At 69.8% G+C, this 18,312-nt stretch carries 16 protein-coding genes and 1 pseudogene; 15 read left to right on the forward strand and 2 right to left on the reverse strand.

The window, feature by feature from the left end; translation table 11 throughout:
• The first annotated feature begins 180 nt into the window (after positions 1-180).
• Genes AC507J_RS03845 through AC507J_RS03855 form a run of 3 tightly spaced genes read left to right on the forward strand, consistent with a single transcriptional unit; the run spans position 181 to position 3,792 of the window.
• Complete coding sequence (locus tag AC507J_RS03845) at positions 181-1,752, forward strand: sugar transferase (RefSeq protein WP_496287898.1); 1,572 nt, start codon at positions 181-183, stop codon at positions 1,750-1,752.
• Positions 1,753-1,795: 43 nt separating this feature from the next.
• Positions 1,796-3,022 (forward strand): sensor histidine kinase, encoded by a 1,227-nt coding sequence (locus tag AC507J_RS03850; RefSeq protein ID WP_496287659.1) that lies wholly within the window; start codon positions 1,796-1,798, stop codon positions 3,020-3,022.
• Positions 3,019-3,792 (forward strand): LytR/AlgR family response regulator transcription factor, encoded by a 774-nt coding sequence (locus AC507J_RS03855; protein ID WP_496287660.1) that lies wholly within the window; start codon positions 3,019-3,021, stop codon positions 3,790-3,792. The genes AC507J_RS03850 and AC507J_RS03855 overlap by 4 nt, the downstream gene beginning before the upstream one ends.
• Positions 3,793-3,828: 36 nt before the next feature.
• On the opposite strand, the gene AC507J_RS03860 is transcribed toward AC507J_RS03855, so the two are convergent.
• The gene (locus tag AC507J_RS03860; protein ID WP_341718162.1) at positions 3,829-4,050 is read right to left on the reverse strand and encodes a helix-turn-helix transcriptional regulator; all 222 of its coding nucleotides are present in this window, start codon (positions 4,048-4,050) and stop codon (positions 3,829-3,831) included.
• A 184-nt stretch (positions 4,051-4,234) separates the two neighbouring features.
• Here AC507J_RS03860 and AC507J_RS03865 point away from each other — a divergent pair, with 184 nt between their 5' ends.
• The 5 genes from AC507J_RS03865 to AC507J_RS03885 all read left to right on the forward strand — a co-directional run bounded on the left by AC507J_RS03865 (position 4,235) and on the right by AC507J_RS03885 (position 9,273).
• Entirely contained in the window at positions 4,235-4,474 is a 240-nt protein-coding gene (locus AC507J_RS03865; RefSeq protein ID WP_496287661.1) for a flavin reductase, read from the forward strand.
• A gap of 110 nt (positions 4,475-4,584) precedes the next feature.
• Positions 4,585-5,055, forward strand: a complete 471-nt coding sequence (locus tag AC507J_RS03870; RefSeq protein ID WP_496287662.1) for a DUF485 domain-containing protein — start codon at positions 4,585-4,587, stop codon at positions 5,053-5,055.
• Between the two features lies 1 nt (position 5,056).
• Positions 5,057-6,697 carry a sodium/solute symporter gene (locus tag AC507J_RS03875; protein WP_496287663.1) on the forward strand — a complete coding sequence of 547 codons (1,641 nt, stop codon included), beginning with the start codon at positions 5,057-5,059 and terminating at the stop codon, positions 6,695-6,697.
• 87 nt (positions 6,698-6,784) lie between these two features.
• Complete coding sequence (locus AC507J_RS03880; protein ID WP_496287664.1) at positions 6,785-7,549, forward strand: ABC transporter ATP-binding protein; 765 nt, start codon at positions 6,785-6,787, stop codon at positions 7,547-7,549.
• Between the two features lie 20 nt (positions 7,550-7,569).
• Entirely contained in the window at positions 7,570-9,273 is a 1,704-nt protein-coding gene (locus AC507J_RS03885) for an ABC transporter permease (protein WP_496287899.1), read from the forward strand.
• Between the two features lie 5 nt (positions 9,274-9,278).
• On the opposite strand, the gene AC507J_RS03890 is transcribed toward AC507J_RS03885, so the two are convergent.
• Entirely contained in the window at positions 9,279-10,076 is a 798-nt protein-coding gene (locus AC507J_RS03890) for a DUF559 domain-containing protein (RefSeq protein WP_496287665.1), read from the reverse strand.
• A 185-nt stretch (positions 10,077-10,261) separates the two neighbouring features.
• On the opposite strand from AC507J_RS03890, the gene AC507J_RS03895 reads away from it, so the two are divergent.
• The 7 genes and pseudogenes from AC507J_RS03895 (at position 10,262) to AC507J_RS03925 (ending at position 18,276) form a co-directional block, all read left to right on the forward strand.
• Entirely contained in the window at positions 10,262-10,792 is a 531-nt protein-coding gene (locus tag AC507J_RS03895) for a flavin reductase family protein (protein WP_496287666.1), read from the forward strand.
• A 229-nt stretch (positions 10,793-11,021) separates the two neighbouring features.
• A complete protein-coding gene (locus AC507J_RS03900; protein ID WP_496287667.1) occupies positions 11,022-11,375 on the forward strand; it encodes a DUF485 domain-containing protein in 354 nt (117 codons plus the stop codon).
• Between the two features lie 5 nt (positions 11,376-11,380).
• Positions 11,381-13,048 carry a monocarboxylic acid transporter gene (locus AC507J_RS03905; protein WP_496287900.1) on the forward strand — a complete coding sequence of 556 codons (1,668 nt, stop codon included), beginning with the start codon at positions 11,381-11,383 and terminating at the stop codon, positions 13,046-13,048.
• Positions 13,049-13,278: 230 nt separating this feature from the next.
• Positions 13,279-13,845 (forward strand): annotated as a pseudogene (locus AC507J_RS03910) (GDP-mannose 4,6-dehydratase); the annotation flags it as partial.
• Positions 13,846-13,860: 15 nt separating this feature from the next.
• On the forward strand, positions 13,861-15,630 hold the full coding sequence (locus AC507J_RS03915; RefSeq protein WP_496287901.1) for an NAD-dependent epimerase/dehydratase family protein: 1,770 nt from the start codon (positions 13,861-13,863) through the stop codon (positions 15,628-15,630).
• Between the two features lie 66 nt (positions 15,631-15,696).
• Positions 15,697-16,917: an LCP family protein gene (locus tag AC507J_RS03920; protein ID WP_496287668.1), complete on the forward strand. Its 1,221-nt coding sequence runs from the start codon at positions 15,697-15,699 to the stop codon at positions 16,915-16,917.
• Positions 16,918-17,091: 174 nt separating this feature from the next.
• Positions 17,092-18,276 (forward strand): LCP family protein, encoded by a 1,185-nt coding sequence (locus AC507J_RS03925; protein ID WP_496287669.1) that lies wholly within the window; start codon positions 17,092-17,094, stop codon positions 18,274-18,276.
• Positions 18,277-18,312 lie beyond the last annotated feature (36 nt).

Below are 18,312 nucleotides of genomic sequence, written 5' to 3' on the forward strand. Positions count from 1 at the left end.
GTATAGTGGCCCGGTCCCCGGCTTCCGGATGGCGTGGAGCCGGCCAGATGCCAGGCGAAAACGAGCCCGTCGCGCAATGTCCCTCGGGTCGGCGATGCAACGGATCACGCGTGGAAGACTGGAACGGTGGGCGACCCGCGTCCTCACGGCGAGTGAGCGGCGCGCGGCATGCGGGAGGACATGGGTGAGGTGACGACTAGCCTCCAGCGCCCGGTAACCAACGAAGGCCGGAGCAGACCCGTGCGGCACGTCGACAGCTTCGAGATCCAGCCGCCGAATCAGCCGTCCCACAACGGCGTGCCCCGGTCGGCCTGGGCTCGGGCCCGGCGCCGCGTCTCCCGCTGGCACCGCCCGTACACCCTGGTCCTGCTGCTGCTCGACTTCGCCGCGGTGGCCTTCTCCAGCTTCACCGCGATCCACACCTTCGACCAGGCCACCGCCGGTTTCCACGAGGCCCAGGACGACCCGACCTGGTTCTTCACCGTCGCCTTCCTGCTGCTGCCGCTCGGCTGGCTGATCATCCTGTGGTTCAACGGCGCCTACGACCGGCGCTGTCTGGGTCTCGGGCCGGACGAGTTCAAGCGGGTGATCCGGGGCGGCGTGGCGGTCTGCGCGGCGGTCTCCTTCATCGCCTTCGCCACCAAGACCGACCTGTCCCGGTTCACGGTGGGCACCGCGCTGTTGATGGCCCTGCTGCTGATCCTGCTGGGCCGGATCCTGACCCGCTTCGTGCTGCACGTGATGCGTCGCAACACTCGGCAGGCGGCGCACCGGATGGTGCTGGTCGGCACCCTGCCGGAGTGCCTGGAGGTCTACACGGCGGTCACCCGTAACCCGTCGGCCGGGCTGGTGCCGGTGGCCATCCACATCACCGACGGTTACGCCGCGGCCAAGGGCGTGCAGACCCCGGTGCCGGTGTACGCCGGCCGCGACGTGCTGGCCCTGGTGCGGGAGGTCGGCGGCGACACCATCGCGGTCTGCGGCTCGGCCAGCGCCGAACCGGGCGAACTGCGCCGGCTGGCCTGGCAGTTGGAGGGCTCCGGCGTCGACCTGGTGGTGGCTCCGCAACTGACCGACATCGCCGGCCCCCGGGTGCACATCCGCCCGATCGAGGGCCTACCGCTGCTGCACGTCGAGGAGCCGACGCTCTCCGGGCCGGCGCTGCTGGCCAAGAGCATGATGGACCGGGTCGGCGCCGGGCTCGGCCTGCTGATGCTGGCCCCGGTCTTCCTCGCAATCGCCGTCGCGATCCGGATCTCCGACCCCGGGCCGGTCTTCTTCCGCCAACCCCGGGTGGGGCACGAGGGGCGCACGTTCCGGGTGTGGAAGTTCCGGACCATGTACGTCGACGCGGAGGACCGGCTGGCCAGCCTGGTCGACCAGAACGAAACCGACGGCATGCTGTTCAAGATGAAGCAGGACCCCCGGGTCTTCCCGGTGGGCCGCTTCCTGCGCGCCTCCTCCCTCGACGAACTGCCGCAGCTGATCAACGTGCTGAAAGGCGAGATGTCGCTTGTCGGCCCGCGACCGCTGCCCGCCGACGACGGTGACTTCCTGGGCGATGTGCGACGCCGGCTGCTGGTCCGCCCCGGCATGACCGGGTTGTGGCAGGTGTCCGGCCGCTCCGACCTGTCCTGGGACGAGGCGGTCCGGCTCGACCTCTACTACGTCGACAACTGGTCGCTCGCGTACGACCTGAGCATCCTGTGGCGCACGGTGGGCGTGGTGCTGGCCCGCAAGGGCGCGTACTGATCCCTCTTCCCCTCACCCGGGCGCAACCAGCAGGATCATCGGCGTGGGTGGCAACCTCTCCGCGATCGTCGGAGTCTTCTCGCTGGTCACCGTCGTGGCCGCGGCCCTGGTCGCGGTCGCCCGGCTACGCGGCCGCCGGGCCATCGCCACCCCCGGTCAGCGGGCCACCTACGAGGTGCTGCACACCGCCGGGCTGGCCGCCGAGCCACTGCGCGCCGGGCTGAACCCGGTAAACGCGGCAAAGGCCGCCCGGCATCTGCGCACCCTGATCGGGGCGGAAGGGCTGGCGCTCACCGACACCGACGAGGTGCTCGCCCTCGACGGGCGGGGCACCCACCACGGTGAGCAGCTGCGGGCGGCGGCGCGGCGGGTGGTCGCCTCGGCACGTTCCACCGTGCTCGCCGAGTCAGAACTTGCCTGCGACCGGCTCGACTGCCCGGTCCGGGGGGCGGTGGTGGCGCCGTTGTCGGGCGCGGAGGGGCGGATCGTCGGTGCGCTTGTCGCGGTCACCGACGGGGTACCCGCGCCCGGCCTGTTGCAGGCCACCCTGGAGACCGCGCACTGGGCCGGCAGCCAACTCGCCCTGGCCGAGCTGGACTCCTCCCGGGAGCGGCTGGCCCGCGCCGAGGTCCGGGCGCTGCGGGCGCAGATCAGCCCGCACTTCATCTACAACGCGCTTACCGCGATCGGCTCGTTCGTCCGGACCGACCCGGAGCGCGCGCGGGAGCTGATCCTGGAGTTCGCCGAGTTCACCCGCTACTCGTTCCGGGCGCACGGCGAGTTCACCACGTTGGCCGAGGAGTTGCGCTCGATCGATCGCTACCTGACCATCGAGCGGGCCCGGTTCGGCGACCGGCTCCAGGTACGCCTCCAGATCGCCCCCGAGGTGCTGCCGGTGATCCTGCCCTTCCTCTGCCTTCAACCGCTTGTGGAGAACGCCGTCCGGCACGGGTTGTCGCGCAAGCCCGGCACGGGCATGGTGAGCATCGAGGCCCAGGACGCGGGCGCCGAATGCCACATCACGGTGGAGGACGACGGAGTGGGGATGGATCCAGGCACGCTTACCGCCGGGATCGCCGAGCTGGCCGGAAGCACCGGCGACCCGGGGGACGACCCGGGCCAGCACGTCGGTCTCTCGAACGTCGACGAGCGACTCCGGTCGGTCTTCGGGGACGGCTTCGGCCTGGTCGTGGAGACGGGTCTGGGTTCGGGTACGAAGGTGAGCATGCGGGTGCCGAAGTTCCATCCCGGCGTACGGGCCAGCTCATGACCGGCAACGGCGGGACGTCAGGCTTCCTGCGCGTACTGGCGGTGGACGACGAGCCACCGGCGCTTGACGAGTTGGCGTACCACCTGCGGGCCGACTCCCGGGTGGCCCGGCTGCACACGGCCGGTGACGCCACCGAAGCGCTGCGGGTGCTCCGCGACGGCGACGTGGACGTGGTCTTCCTGGACATCCGGATGCCCGGCCTGGACGGCATGGAGCTGGCCCGGGTGCTGCGCCGCTTCGCCCGGCCACCGGCGATCGTCTTCGTCACCGCGTACGACGACGGCGCGGCGGACGCCTTCGACCTGGGCGCCACCGACTACGTCCGCAAGCCGGTACGCGCCGAGCGGCTGGCCGAGGCGCTGCGCCGGGTGGTCGGCTCGCGGGTGGTGCCGTCTCATCCGGCCGCGTTGGCCCGCGCCGAGGCGGATCCGACGATCCCGGTGGAGCTGGCCGGCAGCACCCGGATGCTGCCCCGGTCGGCGGTGCGCTGGGTGGAGGCGCAGGGCGACTACGCCCGGCTGCACACCGCAGAGGGTTCACACCTGGTCCGGGTGTCGCTGGCGACGCTCGCCGAGCGGTGGGCCGACGCCGGGTTCGTCCGGATCCACCGGTCGTACCTGGTACAGCTCCGGCTCATCGCCGAGCTGCGGCTGGTCAACTCCGGCTACGTGGTGGTGGTCGACGGCACCGAACTGCCGGTGAGCCGGCGGCACACCCGCGAGCTGAAGGACAAGCTCGTCCGGGCCGCCAAGCAGGAGTGGGGTCGCTGACCAGCCAACGGCTGAGCCGCCAGCGGCTCGTCGTCGCTATTCCTGCTCGTCGCCGTCGGTGGCGCGTGGCTGCCGATACTTCGCGATCCAGGCTTCCACATCAGCCTTGAGCCAGACCTTGGTAGCCCGTAGCTCCTGGTAGGGCTCCGGGAAGGTGGGCCGCATCGCGATCTGCTGAAAGCGCGAGCGGGTAACGCCGAGCATCTGGGCGATCTCCCACGGCCCAACCAGCTCGCCTGGTCCCTTCCCAGCAGCCATAGAGCCGAAGGTATGTGCGCGATACCCTCCCCAGTCGGGGGTCCCCGCTCATTCACCCCCGATTGGGGGTCCCCAGATGATTGACAGTTGGGGAGATTGCGGGTGTGATTTAGATAGCCCCTCGGCTGTTGGAGGCGGAGCCCGGCGGCCGGGGGTGCCTGGACCTGTGTGGGAGGAGCCGTCGATGCAGCGCCACGCACCCGTCAAACCCCTCTGGTTCTGCGCCGCGTGCGCGCACGGCTGGCCCTGCCGACAGGCCCGCACCGACCTACGCGCCGAGTACGGCACGGGTCGGCTGTTGGGCCTGGACATGGCCGACCTGCTCACCGAGGCGACCGCCGACCTGACCCGCCTCGGCGCGCCCTTCGACCCCCGCGACATGCACGTCCGGTTCCTGGGCTGGATCAGGAAACCGACCTGCTGAGCGTCGAATGCGAGAGCTTCGTCCACGGGGTTATCCACAGGGATGAAGCGTTGTCCACAGGTTGTCCACAGCCCTCTTGACAATTGTGGGCAGCGGACCAGACTGCCGGGATGGTCGCCGAGGAACCAGTGCCGGCACCCCGTCGCCCCGAGCCGTATCGGGCCGACGGGGCGCAGCCGGAAGGCGTGGGCGTCACAGCGGACGTACGGCACTCGCCCGGGCGTACCCGGGTGGTGTTGGCTGAGGTGTCCCGGCGGCAACACCGGCCCGGGGGCGCCCGCACCGAGCTGACCCAACAGACCCGGGTCGGCGAGGCGCTGATCCACGGCCTGGTCCGCGCCCAGTTGGCGCTGGCACTGCAACTGTCGGCGGTGGTCATGGTGGGGCTGGGTGGGCTGCCCCTGCTCTTCGCTGTCGCGCCCTCGGTCGGCCGGACGACCGTGCTCGGCGTCAACCTGCCGTGGCTGCTGCTCGGGGTGCTCGCCTTCCCGTTCCTGGTCGCGGTCGGCTGGACCTACACCCGGCTGGCCGAGCGTAACGAGCAGGACTTCACCGACCTGGTCCAGCGGCCGGAGCGCTGAGGTGGGCAACGGACTGGTCGTACCGGCGATCGTGGCGGTCACCCTGGTCACCGTCGGGATCGGCTTCTACGGGCTGCGGTTGGCCCGGACCACCTCCGACTTCCTGGTCGCCTCGCGCGTGGTCAGCCCGACCTGGAACGCTGCCGCGATCGGTGGCGAGTACCTGTCGGCGGCGAGCTTCCTCGGCGTCGCCGGGCTGGTCCTCAAGTACGGCGTGGACGTGCTCTGGTACCCGGTCGGCTTCGCCGCCGGCTACCTGGCCCTGCTGCTCTTCGTGGCCGCGCCGCTGCGCCGCTCCGGCGCGTTCACCCTGCCCGACTTCTGCGAGGTGCGGCTCGGCTCCCGCCGGCTGCGCACCCTGGCAACCGTCTTCGTCATCTTCATCGGCTGGCTCTATCTGGTGCCGCAGCTACAGGGGGCCGGGCTGACGCTGGCCACGCTGGCCGGCTCGCCGTACCCGGTGGGTGCCCTGGTGGTGGCGGTGGTGGTCACCGCCAACGTGGCGCTGGGCGGGATGCGGGCGATCACCTTCGTGCAGGCGTTCCAGTACTGGCTGAAGCTGACCGCGCTCGCCGTACCCGCGATCTTCCTGGCCCTTCAGTGGCAGGCCGACGGGCGGCCGGCGGTGACCCCGCCCGAGGGACCGACGTTCCGCACCGCCACCACCGTCGTGGTCGAGCACCGTGCGGTGCTCACCTTGCCCGACGGGCAGTCCCGCGAGGTGCAGCCCGGTGACGAGTTGACCTTCGCGGCGGGCGAGCCGATTCCGGAGGTCTCCGGGGTGGCCACGAGTGCCACCGACTGGCTGCTGCCCAGCGCGGCCGGCTCCGACGACCGCGGGCTCTTCGCCACCTACTCGCTGATTTTGGCCACCTTCCTGGGCACCATGGGACTGCCGCACGTACTCGTACGGTTCTACACCAACCCGGACGGCGCGGCGGCCCGCCGAACCACCCTGGTGGTGCTGGCCCTGGTCGGCGGCTTCTACCTGTTTCCCACGATCTACGGCGTGCTGGGCCGGATCTACACCCCGCAACTGCTGATCAGCGGCAAGACCGACGCGGTGGTGGTGCTGCTGCCCGAGGCGGCGCTCGGTGCCGGGACGGTCGGCCGGCTACTCGCCGCACTGGTCGCCGCCGGGGCGTTCGCGGCCTTCCTCTCCACCTCGTCCGGGCTGCTCACAAGCGTCGCCGGGGTGATCTCCACGGACGTGCTCGGGCACGGCTCGGTACGCGGCTTCCGGCTGGCCACGGTGATCGCCGGTGGGGTGCCGCTGATCCTCGCGCTTAACGTCTCCGGGCTGGACGTCTCGCAGGTGGTCGGGTTGGCCTTCGCCGTCGCCGCATCCAGCTTCTGCCCGCTGCTGGTGCTCGGCATCTGGTGGCGTGGGCTCACCGACGCCGGGGCGGCGGCCGGAATCCTGGTCGGCGGCGGTGCGGCGGTGGGCGCGGTGCTGCTCACCGTGCTCGGCCCGCCGCTGTCCGGCTGGCCGGCGACCCTCACCGCACAGCCGGCCGCCTGGACCGTGCCGCTGGCCTTCACGGTGATGGCGCTGGTCTCGCTGGCGACCCGCCGCCGCGCACCCGCCGACGTCAACCGCACCATGCTCCGGCTGCACGCCCCGGACAGCCTCCGGCTCTGACCAGCGCGGGCGTACGCCTGAGGGAGGAGCCCGGAATCCGCCTCCGGGCTGGCAGGACCCTGGCCAGGACCCGATACGGTCGGGTACATGACTGGTGAGCACCCTGCCCTGGCGCTGCGTGGCCTGGCCAAGAGCTTCGACGGCAAGATCGCGGTGGCCGGCGTGGACCTGGACGTGCCGACCGGCTCGTTCTACGGCCTGCTCGGCCCGAACGGCGCGGGCAAGACCACCACCCTGTCGATGGCGGTCGGGCTGCTGCGGCCGGACTCCGGCGGGGCCTGGGTGCTCGGGCGGGACGTGTGGGCCGACCCGGTCGGCGCCAAGCAGCTGCTCGGCGTCATGCCGGACGGCGTACGGCTCTTCGACCGGCTCAGCGGCGGTGAGCTGCTGGCGTACCACGGACTGCTGCGCGGCATGGACCCGGCGGTGGTCGACCAGCGCGCGGCGGAACTGCTCGACGTGCTCGCCCTCGCCGATGCCGGCCGCACCCTCGTGGTCGACTACTCGGCCGGCATGAAGAAGAAGATCGGGCTGGCCTGCGCGCTGCTGCACGGTCCTCGCCTGCTGGTGCTGGACGAGCCCTTCGAGGCCGTCGATCCGGTCTCGGCGGCGCTGATCCGGGACATCCTCAAGCGGTACGTCGCCGGAGGCGGGACGGTCGTCTTCTCCAGTCACGTCATGGAGGTGGTGCAGCGCCTCTGCTCGCACGTGGCGATCCTCGCCGAGGGCACCATCAAGCGGGTCGGCACCCTGGAGCAGGTACGCGGCGAGCGCTCCCTGGAGGAGGTCTTCGTCGAGGTGGTCGGCGGGCGTACGGCCACCGGTGAGGAGCTGGCGTGGCTGTCCCAGTGAACACACCGGGGAACGCCCCGATGAACGGCTCGGTGGGCGGCTCGGTGGGCGGCTCGACGGCTCCCGTCCGGCGCGTGTCGGCGTGGCACTTCGTCCGGCTCAAGCTGCGGGTGATGGGCAACAACTTCCGGGGTCAGGGCTGGCGGATCGCGCTCTTCCTGATCGGGTCGCTGTTCGGGCTCTGGTTCGCGGTCAGCGCCTTCTTCGGCCTGGCGGCACCCGGGCTGGCCGGCAACGACAAGTACGCGATGCTGATCGCCGCCTTCGTCGGTGGGCTGACCGTACTCGGCTGGCTGCTACTGCCGCTTGTCTTCTTCGGCGTCGACGAGACGCTCGACCCGGCCCGCTTCGCGCTGCTGCCGCTGCCCCGACGCACCCTGGTCACCGGGCTGTTCGCGGCGGCGCTGGTGAGCGTACCCACGGTCGCCGTGCTGGTGGCGCTCTCCGGCCTGGTCGTCACGGCCGGTGTCTTCGGCGGCTGGTCCGCCGCCGTGGTCGCGGCGGTCGGGGTGGTCTGCGGGCTGCTGCTCTGCGTGGCCGCGGCCCGGGCGGTGACCAGCGCCTTCGCCACCATGCTCCGCTCCCGGCGGGTACGCGACCTGGCCGCCGTGCTGCTCGCGGTGGTCGCCGCGCTGCTCGGGCCGTTGCAGCTCGCCGGGCTCGCCGCGATCCAGGACGTCAACTGGGACCGGCTGGCCGGGGTGGCGACCGTGATCGGCTGGACGCCGTTCGGCGCGCCGTGGACGGCCGGCATCGACGTGGCCCAGGGCCGGGTCTGGGCCGCACCCCTGAAGCTCCTGATCACCGTCGCCACGATCGTTGCGCTGCTGGCCTGGTGGTCGCGTTCGCTGGAGTCGGCGATGGTGGGCGCGGCGAGCGGCGGCCCGGCCCAGGCCAAGGCGTCGGTGACCGGCGGGGTGGTGGCCCAGTTCTTCCCCCGCGCCACCGGCTGGCTGCGCCGGGACAGGTTCGGCGCGCTTGTCGCGCGGGAGGCCCGCTACTGGTGGCGGGACGCCCGGCGGCGGGCCAACTTGATCACCATCGCGGTGGTCGGCCTCTTCGTGCCGGTGATGGTCAACTTTGGCGGGCAGGGTTTCACGGTCGACAACGAGCAGGGCTTCAGCCTCGCCGGTGACACGTCACCGGTGCTGGTCAGCCTCTCCATGGTCTTCGTCGGGCTACTCGCCGCGGTGACGCTGGCCAACCAGTTCGGTTTCGACGGCAGCGCGTACGCCGCGAACGTGGTGGCCGGGGTGCCCGGCCGGGTGGAGCTGCGGGCCCGGATCACCGCCTTCTCGCTGTACGTACTGCCCATGCTGGCGGTGGTCGCCGTGGTGATCGCCGTGGTGCTCGGCGAGCCGGCCTGGATCGGGTTCATGGCGGGCACGCTTGTCGCCACCTACGGCGCGGGGTTGGCGGTCAACTCGTTCGTGTCGGTGCTCGGCGCCTACTCGCTGCCGGAGACGAGCAACCCGTTCGCGATGAACAGCGGCGCCGGGATGGTCAAGAGCCTGCTGACGCTGCTCGCCATGGTCGCCACGGCCGCGATCGCCGTACCGCTGGTGCTCGCCGCCGCGCTGCTCGGTGACGCCTGGCTCTGGCTGGGCCTCCCGCTCGGTGTGGCGTACGGCGTCGGCGCGGCACTGCTCGGCACGTACCTGGCCGGCGACACACTGGACCGCCGCCTGCCCGAACTGCTGGCGATGGTCACCCCACGCCGCTGACCCGGTCACCTGGTTCCCGCGGTCATCGCGGTTCGCGCGGGGTCGCGCGGGCCTGGTGGCCCCGGGAACGCAGGGCGGCGCGAACTTCCCGCCACCCGATATTCCGGCCAGGCAAGATCGAGGCGGGCGACGAAACGGCCCTGCCGCGACACGACCCATTGGGTACGAGGACGGGGCAGCCCGGCCAGCACCAGCCGAACACGAGTGCGGGATTCCTGCGGAGATTCGGCACCGGCATCCGCCAGGTCGACCGCCCGGAGCATCGCCCGCCAACCTCGACGGCCCGCCCTGGCCAGGGCGTACCCGCGCAGTGCCGGCACATCGGTGAGCCGACGTGACAGCAGCGCGTCAATGATTACCACTGCCTCCACGAGGTCGAGCCAGTTCGCCAGGTCCCAGCAGGTGCGCTCGGGTGAGGTAACTGCCGTCCCCGGCCGCTCGACGATGTCCCCCTGGTCGACCGGCCCTTGATGGACGCGCAGCCCCGCGTGCGGCGCGAGGCGTACGCCACGGGGTACGAGCACGTCCACCGGATCATCAGCCCTGCCCTGGGCGCAACCGAAGAGCGCTGCGGCGGATCGGCCCGCGATCGCCGCGCCCGGCGGGACCAGCCACTGCCCGGCCGCGGCACACCGGACCCGATGGGTGTCGAGCAGTTCGGCATCCGCATAGACGTCACGGAAGAGCGGGCGCCAGGCGGTGCTGCGAAGATCATTGCGAGTGAGCAGGCCACGGGTGATGGCGACCGAGCCACGGAACACACGTCCCCGCAGCTGCGGCGGCCGACGAGGCGATCGAGGCATGTCCCTGACGGTGGCATCCCCGCCCGCCGCCGCGCTGCCCCTGTGGATAACCCGCCGAGGGCGGCCCGCCATGATCACGCTCGATCCAGGAACGAGTGGCATCCCACGTCGGAGGAGACCACTCGATCCATGAACGAGCGTGATCTTCCGGTCCGGCCCGCAAACACCCGCTTGACCCGGTCACAATGTTTCACGTGAATCATGAGCCGGGTGCCCAGATCCACCACACCGACCCGTTCGCCGTGCCGGCGGGGCAGCGTTCACCCGTACGCCGGCTGCGGGGTCGGCTCGCCGCGCCGGTGACGCTCTGGACGGCGCCCGGGCCGGCCGGGCTGACCGTGTCGTCGGCTCTGGTGGCCGATGGTGACCCGGGTCGGTTGCTCGGCCTGGTCGACGCGGAGTCGGATCTCTGGACGGCGGTCGAGGAGGCCGAGGTGTTCGCCGTGACGCCGCTCGGCCCGCCGCACCGACAGCTGGCCGACCGCTTCGCCGGGCTCTTCCCCTCTCCCGGCGGCCTCTTCGCGACCGGTAGCTGGACCGACACGCCGTACGGGCCGGTGCCGGCCGACGCTGGCGGCTGGGCGGGTTGCCGGCTGGACGCCGTCCGGGAGTACGGCTGGAGTCTGCTGGTCGAGGCGACCATCGAACGGGTAGAGCTGACCGAGGAGAGCGAACCGCTGCTGCATCACCGGGGCCGCTACCGCGAACTGGACTGATCATCACATACCGGTCTCCGCAGTGCGGTCGGTCGCTTGGCGCAACAGCACCGGTCGCTTCCGCGCAACAGCACCGGTCGCTTGGCGCAGCCGCAATGGTCACTCGGCGCAGCGGCACCGCCGCTCGGCGCATTCAACGACCGATGCCGATATTCACCTTCTTCGGCGGGTAGCGCGCTACTTACCGTGCGCAGTGTTCCTGTCGCCTGTGAAGGTGGTGATCCACAGAATGTCCACGGACACGCCCCCCGCCGCGCCGAGCGATTCACTTTCGAAGCGGTACCTCGCGGTTCAACGGTCGGACGAGTTCGCCGGGTTACGTCGCGCGTTGCGCGGCTTCGTCTTCCCGATGACCATCGCGTTCTTCCTGTGGTACGCGCTCTACGTGATCCTCTCCGCGTACGCGCGCGACTTCATGGGCACGCGGCTGTTCGGCAGCAACATCAACGTGGCGTTGGTCTTCGGCCTGCTCCAGTTCGTCTCGACCTTCCTCATCGCCTGGTACTACTCGCGGTACGCGGACCGGAAGATCGACCCGGTGGCCGACAAGATCCGCGACGAGATGACCGGGGGTGAGTCGTGAACGCGATGAACCTCGCGGTCGAGGCGGGCAACACCACCGCCCGCAACCTGACAATCGTGCTCTTCCTCGCCTTCGTCGCGGCCACCCTGGCCATCACCATCTGGGCCAGCCGGCAGACCAAGACCGCCACCGACTTCTACGCCGGTGGCCGGTCCTTCTCCGGTTTCCAGAACGGCATGGCGATCGGCGGCGACTACATGTCCGCCGCGTCCTTCCTCGGCATCGCCGGCATCATCGCGCTCTACGGGTACGACGGCTTCCTCTACTCGATCGGCTTCCTGGTGGCCTGGCTGGTGGCGCTCCTGCTGGTCGCCGAGCTGCTGCGGAACTCCGGTCGGTACACGATGGCCGACGTGCTGGCCTTCCGGATGCGGCAGCGTCCGGTGCGTACGGCGGCGGCGGTCTCCACGATCACCGTGTCGATCTTCTACCTGCTGGCCCAGATGGTCGGCGCGGGCGCCCTGGTGGCGCTGCTGCTCGGCATCCGGCCCGGCACCACCTTCCTGGGCATGGACGCGGCGACCGCCAAGGTGGCGACCATCATCATGGTCGGTGCACTCATGATCATCTACGTCACGGTGGGTGGCATGAAGGGCACCACCTACGTACAGATCGTCAAGGCGTTCCTGCTCATGGGTGGCGCGCTGCTGATGACGCTGCTGGTGCTCGCCAAGTACAAGTTCAACCTGTCGTCGCTGCTCGGCGACGCGGCGGCCAGTTCCGGGCACGGCGTCGACTTCCTGGGGCCCGGGCTGCGGTACGGCGTCGAGGTGGCCGGCAACGCGACCCAGACCTTCTACAACAAGGTCGACCTGCTCTCCCTCGGCATCGCCCTGGTGCTCGGCACCGCCGGCCTGCCGCACATCCTGATCCGCTTCTACACCGTCCCCACCGCCAAGGCGGCCCGCAAGAGCGTGCTCTGGGCGATCGGCATCATCGGCTCGTTCTACCTGCTCACCCTGGCGCTCGGCTTCGGCGCGGCGGCGCTGGTCGGCGGGGAGGCCATCCGCGCCCAGGACCCGGCCGGGAACACCGCCGCACCACAGCTCGCCGAGGAACTCGGGATCACCTTCTTCGGCGGCGAACTGGGCGGTGCCGCACTGCTGGCGATCATCGCGGCGGTCGCCTTCGCCACCATCCTGGCGGTGGTCGCCGGGTTGACCCTGGCCTCGTCGTCCAGCCTGGCGCACGACTTCTACGCGAACGTCATCAAGCGGGGCGAAGCGTCCGAACGGCAGGAGGTGAGCGTCGCCCGGATCTCCGCGCTGGTGATCGGCGCGGTCGCCATCGCGCTGTCCATCTTCGCGCAGAACCTGAACGTCGCCTTCCTGGTGGCGCTGGCCTTCGCCGTGGCCGCCTCGGGCAACCTGCCGGCGATCCTCTACAGCCTGTTCTGGAAGCGGTTCAACACCTCGGGCGCAGTCTGGGCGATCTACGGCGGTCTGCTGGCGGCCGTACTGCTGGTGTTCTTCTCGCCTGTGGTGTCCGGAGCGCCGACGGCGATGTTCCCCGACCACGACTGGCAGTGGTTCCCGCTCTCCAACCCGGGCATCCTCTCCATCCCGATCGGCTTCCTCTGCGGCTGGATCGGCACGGTCATCTCGAAGGAGAGCGACGAGGAGAAGTACGCCGAACTGGAGGTGCGCTCGCTGACCGGAGCCGGCGCGCACTGACCGACGCCAGGCTCAGCCCGGCGCTCACCCGGCGCGGCCCGGCGCGACCCGGCTCGTTCACGGCGCTCGCCCGGCGCGGCCCGGCTCGTTCACGGCGCTCACCCGGCGCGACCCGGCTCGTTCACGGCGCTCGCCCGGCGCGGCCCGGCGCTCGTGGGTTGAGTGTTAAGAAGGGGCCCCTCTACTACGCCAGGCGTTAACAAGGGGCCCCTCCTTATATGCTCAGCCGCATGAAGGTTGAGCAGCGTTTCGGGCCCGGTCATCGCATTCTGGTCACCGGCGGGGCGGGCTTCGTTCCCTCGCATCTGGTGGACGTGCTGATCGCCCGTGGCTGCACGGTGGTCGCGCTTGACAACTTCGTCACCGGGTCGCGGGAGAACATCGCGCACCTGCTCGACAAGCCGACCTTCACCCTGGTCGAGGCGGACATCTCCGACGGCCTGCCCGAGCATCCGGCGCTCGCCGAGCGCTTCGACGCGATCCTGCACATGGCCTCCCCGGCCAGCCCGACGGACTTCGAGAAGCTGCCGGTGGAGATCCTGCGGGTCGGCTCGGTGGCCACCCTGCACCTGCTGGAGCGGGCGGCTGCCGACGGTGCCCGGTTCCTGCTGGCCTCCACCTCCGAGGCGTACGGCGACCCGAAGGAGCACCCGCAGCGGGAGACCTACTGGGGCAACGTCAACCCGATCGGCGTCCGCAGCGTCTACGACGAGGCGAAGCGCTTCTCCGAGGCGGCCACGATGGCGTACCGCCGCAGCCGGGGCGTGGACACCGCGATCGTCCGGATCTTCAACTCCATTCTCGCCGACGAGATGGTGTTGTTCGATGACGGCAGCGAGCTGCGCCATGAGCCGGTCCAGGCGCTCGCGGATCGGATCGGAGCCTCGGTGCCGCTTGACGGCTACACGGTTCCTGCCTTCGACCTGAACGGACGAGTAAGCGCATCGGAAGCGACCTGGCTGGTGGGCCATCCCACCAGCGCACCATGTTTCCGGGTCACCACCGCGTACGGTCGCAGCCTCTCAGTAACGGGCGATCACAGCCTGTTCCGTCGAAACAGTGCAACCGGGGCGATCGAGGCCGTTCCCGTACGCGATCTCAAGGTTGACGACCGCGTCGCGATCGCCTCCCGGGTGGAGGTTGTTGAGCGGGACCGCAAGTCTGCCTCACTACTGAGCATGTTCGAACAGAACGGTACCGACCCGTGGAGTGTCGCCGTTTCCTGGAGTGGGCTGGGCCATCTTCTGCACGAGCGACGGCGTGAAGTCGTGGATGTCATCGCGGCGCGACGTGGTACCGGTGAGCGGCGTTCATGCTGGGGGACCCTGGCGCGCTGGAGATCAGCCGAGGATGCTCCGCTGGCCGTCGTCCACGCGCTTGGCATTCCGGTGCCCGCCGAGGCGACTGTCCGGCGATATGTGGCTGGCGCCAAGGCTCGGCTCCCCGTCCAGGTCGATCTGACCGATGAGGTGCTCTGGCTGATGGGCCTCTATGTAGCCGAGGGCTGCTCGGTGGACCAGCGGCCAAAGAGTGCCTATCTGAATATTTCCTGCGACGAGGAGACGCTTGGCCGGGCACAGTCGGTAATCAAAACGGCCTTTGACTTGCATGTGATACGAAGCCGCCAAACTGCACAGCGCGGAGGAGCGCTCTATGTGCATAGCCACCTTCTCGTGGATCTCTGGCGGCACCTCGGCTTGGCTACCGACGCGAAGGGTATCCCCGGCTGGATTCTCGGCCTGCCGTTGTCTCGACTGAAGTGGTTCATCGAGGGATACCGGCAGGGTGACGGCGTCCACTCGGGAAAGAAGCTGGCCGCGGGGATCCGGCACGAGTTTTCGACGGTTTCGAAGCGTCTCAAGGACGACCTGGTGGTCGCCTTCGCACGGTTTGGCCTCCTTCCCTCGATCGGGCGCTACACAACCACCATGACGAAGACGGGTGACCGGGAGTATCCCTTCTGGCGGCTCACCCTCTGCAATGTTTCCCCCTGGAGCCCGCTTGAGTGGGACATGGGCGTAGAGCAGAGGATCACGGCCGAACGTCAAGGGGATCTGGTCTGGGCGTCCGTGACCACCGTGGAGCCGGTAGAGGCAACCCCGCTCGTCTACGACTTCTGCGTACCCGGCAAGGAGAACTTCTGGGCCGGTGGTGCAATCATGGCGCACAACACCTACGGGCCACGGATGCGGCCGGACGACGGCCGGGCCATCCCGACCTTCATCTCCCAGGCGCTGCGCGGCGAGCCGATCACCGTGCACGGCACCGGCAACCAGACCCGCTCGATCTGCTACGTGGCGGACCTGGTTCGGGGCATCCTGTTGCTGCTGGACTCCACCGAGAGCGGGCCGGTCAACTGTGGCACCGAGCACGAGATGAGCATGCGGGAACTGGCCGAGACGATCGTGTCACTCTCCGAGAGCAAGTCGGAGGTGACGTACGTCACCCGCAGTGCCGACGACCCGGAGATGCGCCGGCCCGACCTCACCCTGGCCCGTGAGTTGCTCGGATACGAGCCGACGGTGGCGCCGGAAGAAGGCCTGCGGCGCACGATCGAGGACTTTCGCGAGCGGCTAGGGTAGCCGATCCGCCACGACGCGGAATTCGCCTCACGGCGACACTGGCTACTGCTGCGTACCCTGAGTTACATGTCAGCGACCATCCCCGCCGGGCAGCCGTTCTTCCACCTGCGTCGCGGCGCGGGCCGCGCGGCCGTGCCGGGTCCGGGCGGGCGACCCGCCGGACCGGCCGAGACCCGCTGGTACCCGTCGCACGACGAGCCGCCCATGGTCGGCGGGCCGGGTGGCCCGCGCGGGCCGGTGGGGCCGGACGGGCCCGGCGGCGGCGCACCCGCACCGCGCGGCCGGCGACCCCGCTGGCGGCGCATGGTTCTGGTGGCCGGTGTCGTGGTGCTGGTGTTGACGCTGGTCGCCGGGGCCGGCGCCTGGTTCTACGCCCGCAGCCTGGACAAGAACCTGGCCCGGACCGACCCGTTCTCGGAGATCACCGGTGGCCGACCGGCCAAGGCCGTGGACGGCGCGCTGAACATCCTGATGGTGGGCACCGACTCGCGGGATCCGGACGCCCCGATGGACCAGGCCGGCGAGTGGCGGGCCGACACGATCATCGTGATGCACATCCCCGCCGACCACCAGGAGGCGTACCTCGTCTCCATCCCGCGCGACCTGTACGTGCCGATCCCGGAGAGCGCTGGCGCCGACTGCGGTTCCGGCCAGCGCCGCAAGATCAACGCAGCGTTCGCCTTCGGCGGACTGCCCCTGGCGGTACGCACCGTCGAGTGCTTCACCGACGTACACATCGATCATGTGATGGCGATCGACTTCAGCGGCTTCAAGCAGGTCACCGACGCGCTCGGCGGGGTGGAGCTGAAGGTGGAGCGGACCATCACCTCGATCCACAAGCCGTACCGGAAGTTCACCAAGGGCACCAACCAGATGAACGGTGCCGAGGCGCTGGACTGGATCCGGCAGCGCAAGCAGTTCCCCGACGGCGACTTCGCCCGGATGCGCCACCAGCAGGAATTCCTGCGTGCGCTGATGGACAAGGCGGCGAGCACGGGCACGCTCACCAACCCGAAGAAGCTCAACGACTTCCTCCGCTCGGTGACCGACGCGGTCACCGTCGACAACGGCTTCTCGCTTACCGACATGGCGGTGCAGTTCCGTAACCTGCGGGGCGAGAACCTGACCTTCGTGACCAGTCCGCACCTGGGTAGCCAGACCATCAACGGCGAGTCGGTGGTGGTCTCCGATCGGGAGAAGGCGCTGGCCATGTACCGCGCGATGTCCGCCGACACGATGGCCGACTGGATGCGGGCGAACAAAGAGCCGGCCAACGACAACGGCTGAGGAATCAGACCTGGCGCACCAACCTCCGACCATCCATTTGGATCTGTCCGTTCGGGCATTTCAGCAGGATGACGCGGCGGGAAACCCTGTCTGGCCGTCACCCGAACTCGCCACGGCGGAACGACGTACGTAAAGTGTTCCCGCCCCCTTCGGAGAACACGAGCTGGAGCACGCATGCCGGTTCACAGCCCTGCCCTGCTCGAGCCGCCTCGTGCATCCGCCACGCCACCCCCGCCTCCCGGCAAGAAGAAGAAGTCCGGCAAGAGCGGGAAGCGCCGCAGGGATCCCCTCTGGGCCCGGCTCACCGTGGTGCTGGGTGCCGTGCTGATGATGACCAGCGGGGTGGCCATCGTCGGCAGCAAGGCGGTGATCAGCCAGGCGACCGGCAACATCTCCCAGCGCAACCTGCTCGACGAGGCGGGTAAGTCGCAGGCGGAGGGCGGCGGTGACCTGGAGGGTCCGATCGACATGCTGCTGCTCGGGGTGGACGCCCGGGAGCGGTGGGACGCCGACGACGTCCGGGCGGACAGCATCATCGTGCTGCACATCCCGGCCACCCACGACCAGGCCTACCTGATCTCGATCCCGCGGGACACCGAGGCGAGGATCCCGGCCTTCGAGAAGACCGGCTATCCGGGCGGGGTCGGCAAGATCAACAGCGCCTTCCAGGCAGGCGCCCGCAACGGCGGCGGCTGGGAGGGCGGCGCCCAGTTGATGGCAAAGACGATCAAGGGCATGACCGGCGTCAGCTTCGACGGCGCGGCGATCATCAACTTCGGCGGCTTCAAGGGCGTCATCGACGCGCTCGGCTCGGTACGCATCTGCGTCAAGCAGGAGGTCGAGTCGCTCCACATGTCGTACGTCGACGGCAAGCCGATGTGGAACGCGGACGCCAAGAAGACCGGCAAGCCGAGGACCCCGGTGGTGCACAAGAAGGGCTGCCGGGAGATGAAGGGCTGGGCGGCGCTGGACTACTCCCGCCAGCGCTACGGCCTCAAGGGCGGCGACTACGACCGGCAGGCGAACCAGCAGCAGCTGATCAAGGCGATGGCGAAGAAGGCCAGCACGAACGGCACGCTTACCAACCCGGTCAAGCTGAACGAGATGATCAAGGCCGCCGGTAAGGCGTTCATCCTGGACACCGGGGGCGTCGCGGTGGAGGACTTCGTCTTCACCATGCGCGGGGTCACCGGCAACGAGCTGATCATGCTGAAGACCAACGGCGGCACGTACAAGACCCAGGGCAACGGCAACGAGGCGCTCGACGAGCAGACCCTGGACATGTTCCGCGCCGTCCAGCAGGACAAGCTCGCCGAGTTCGTCTTCTACAACCCCGAGGTGATCTCCTCCCGGGAGTGACCCCGCTCCGGAGAGATCCGGCTCCGGCGGGAGATG

Source organism: Micromonospora sp. PRAS1 (assembly GCF_059553435.1).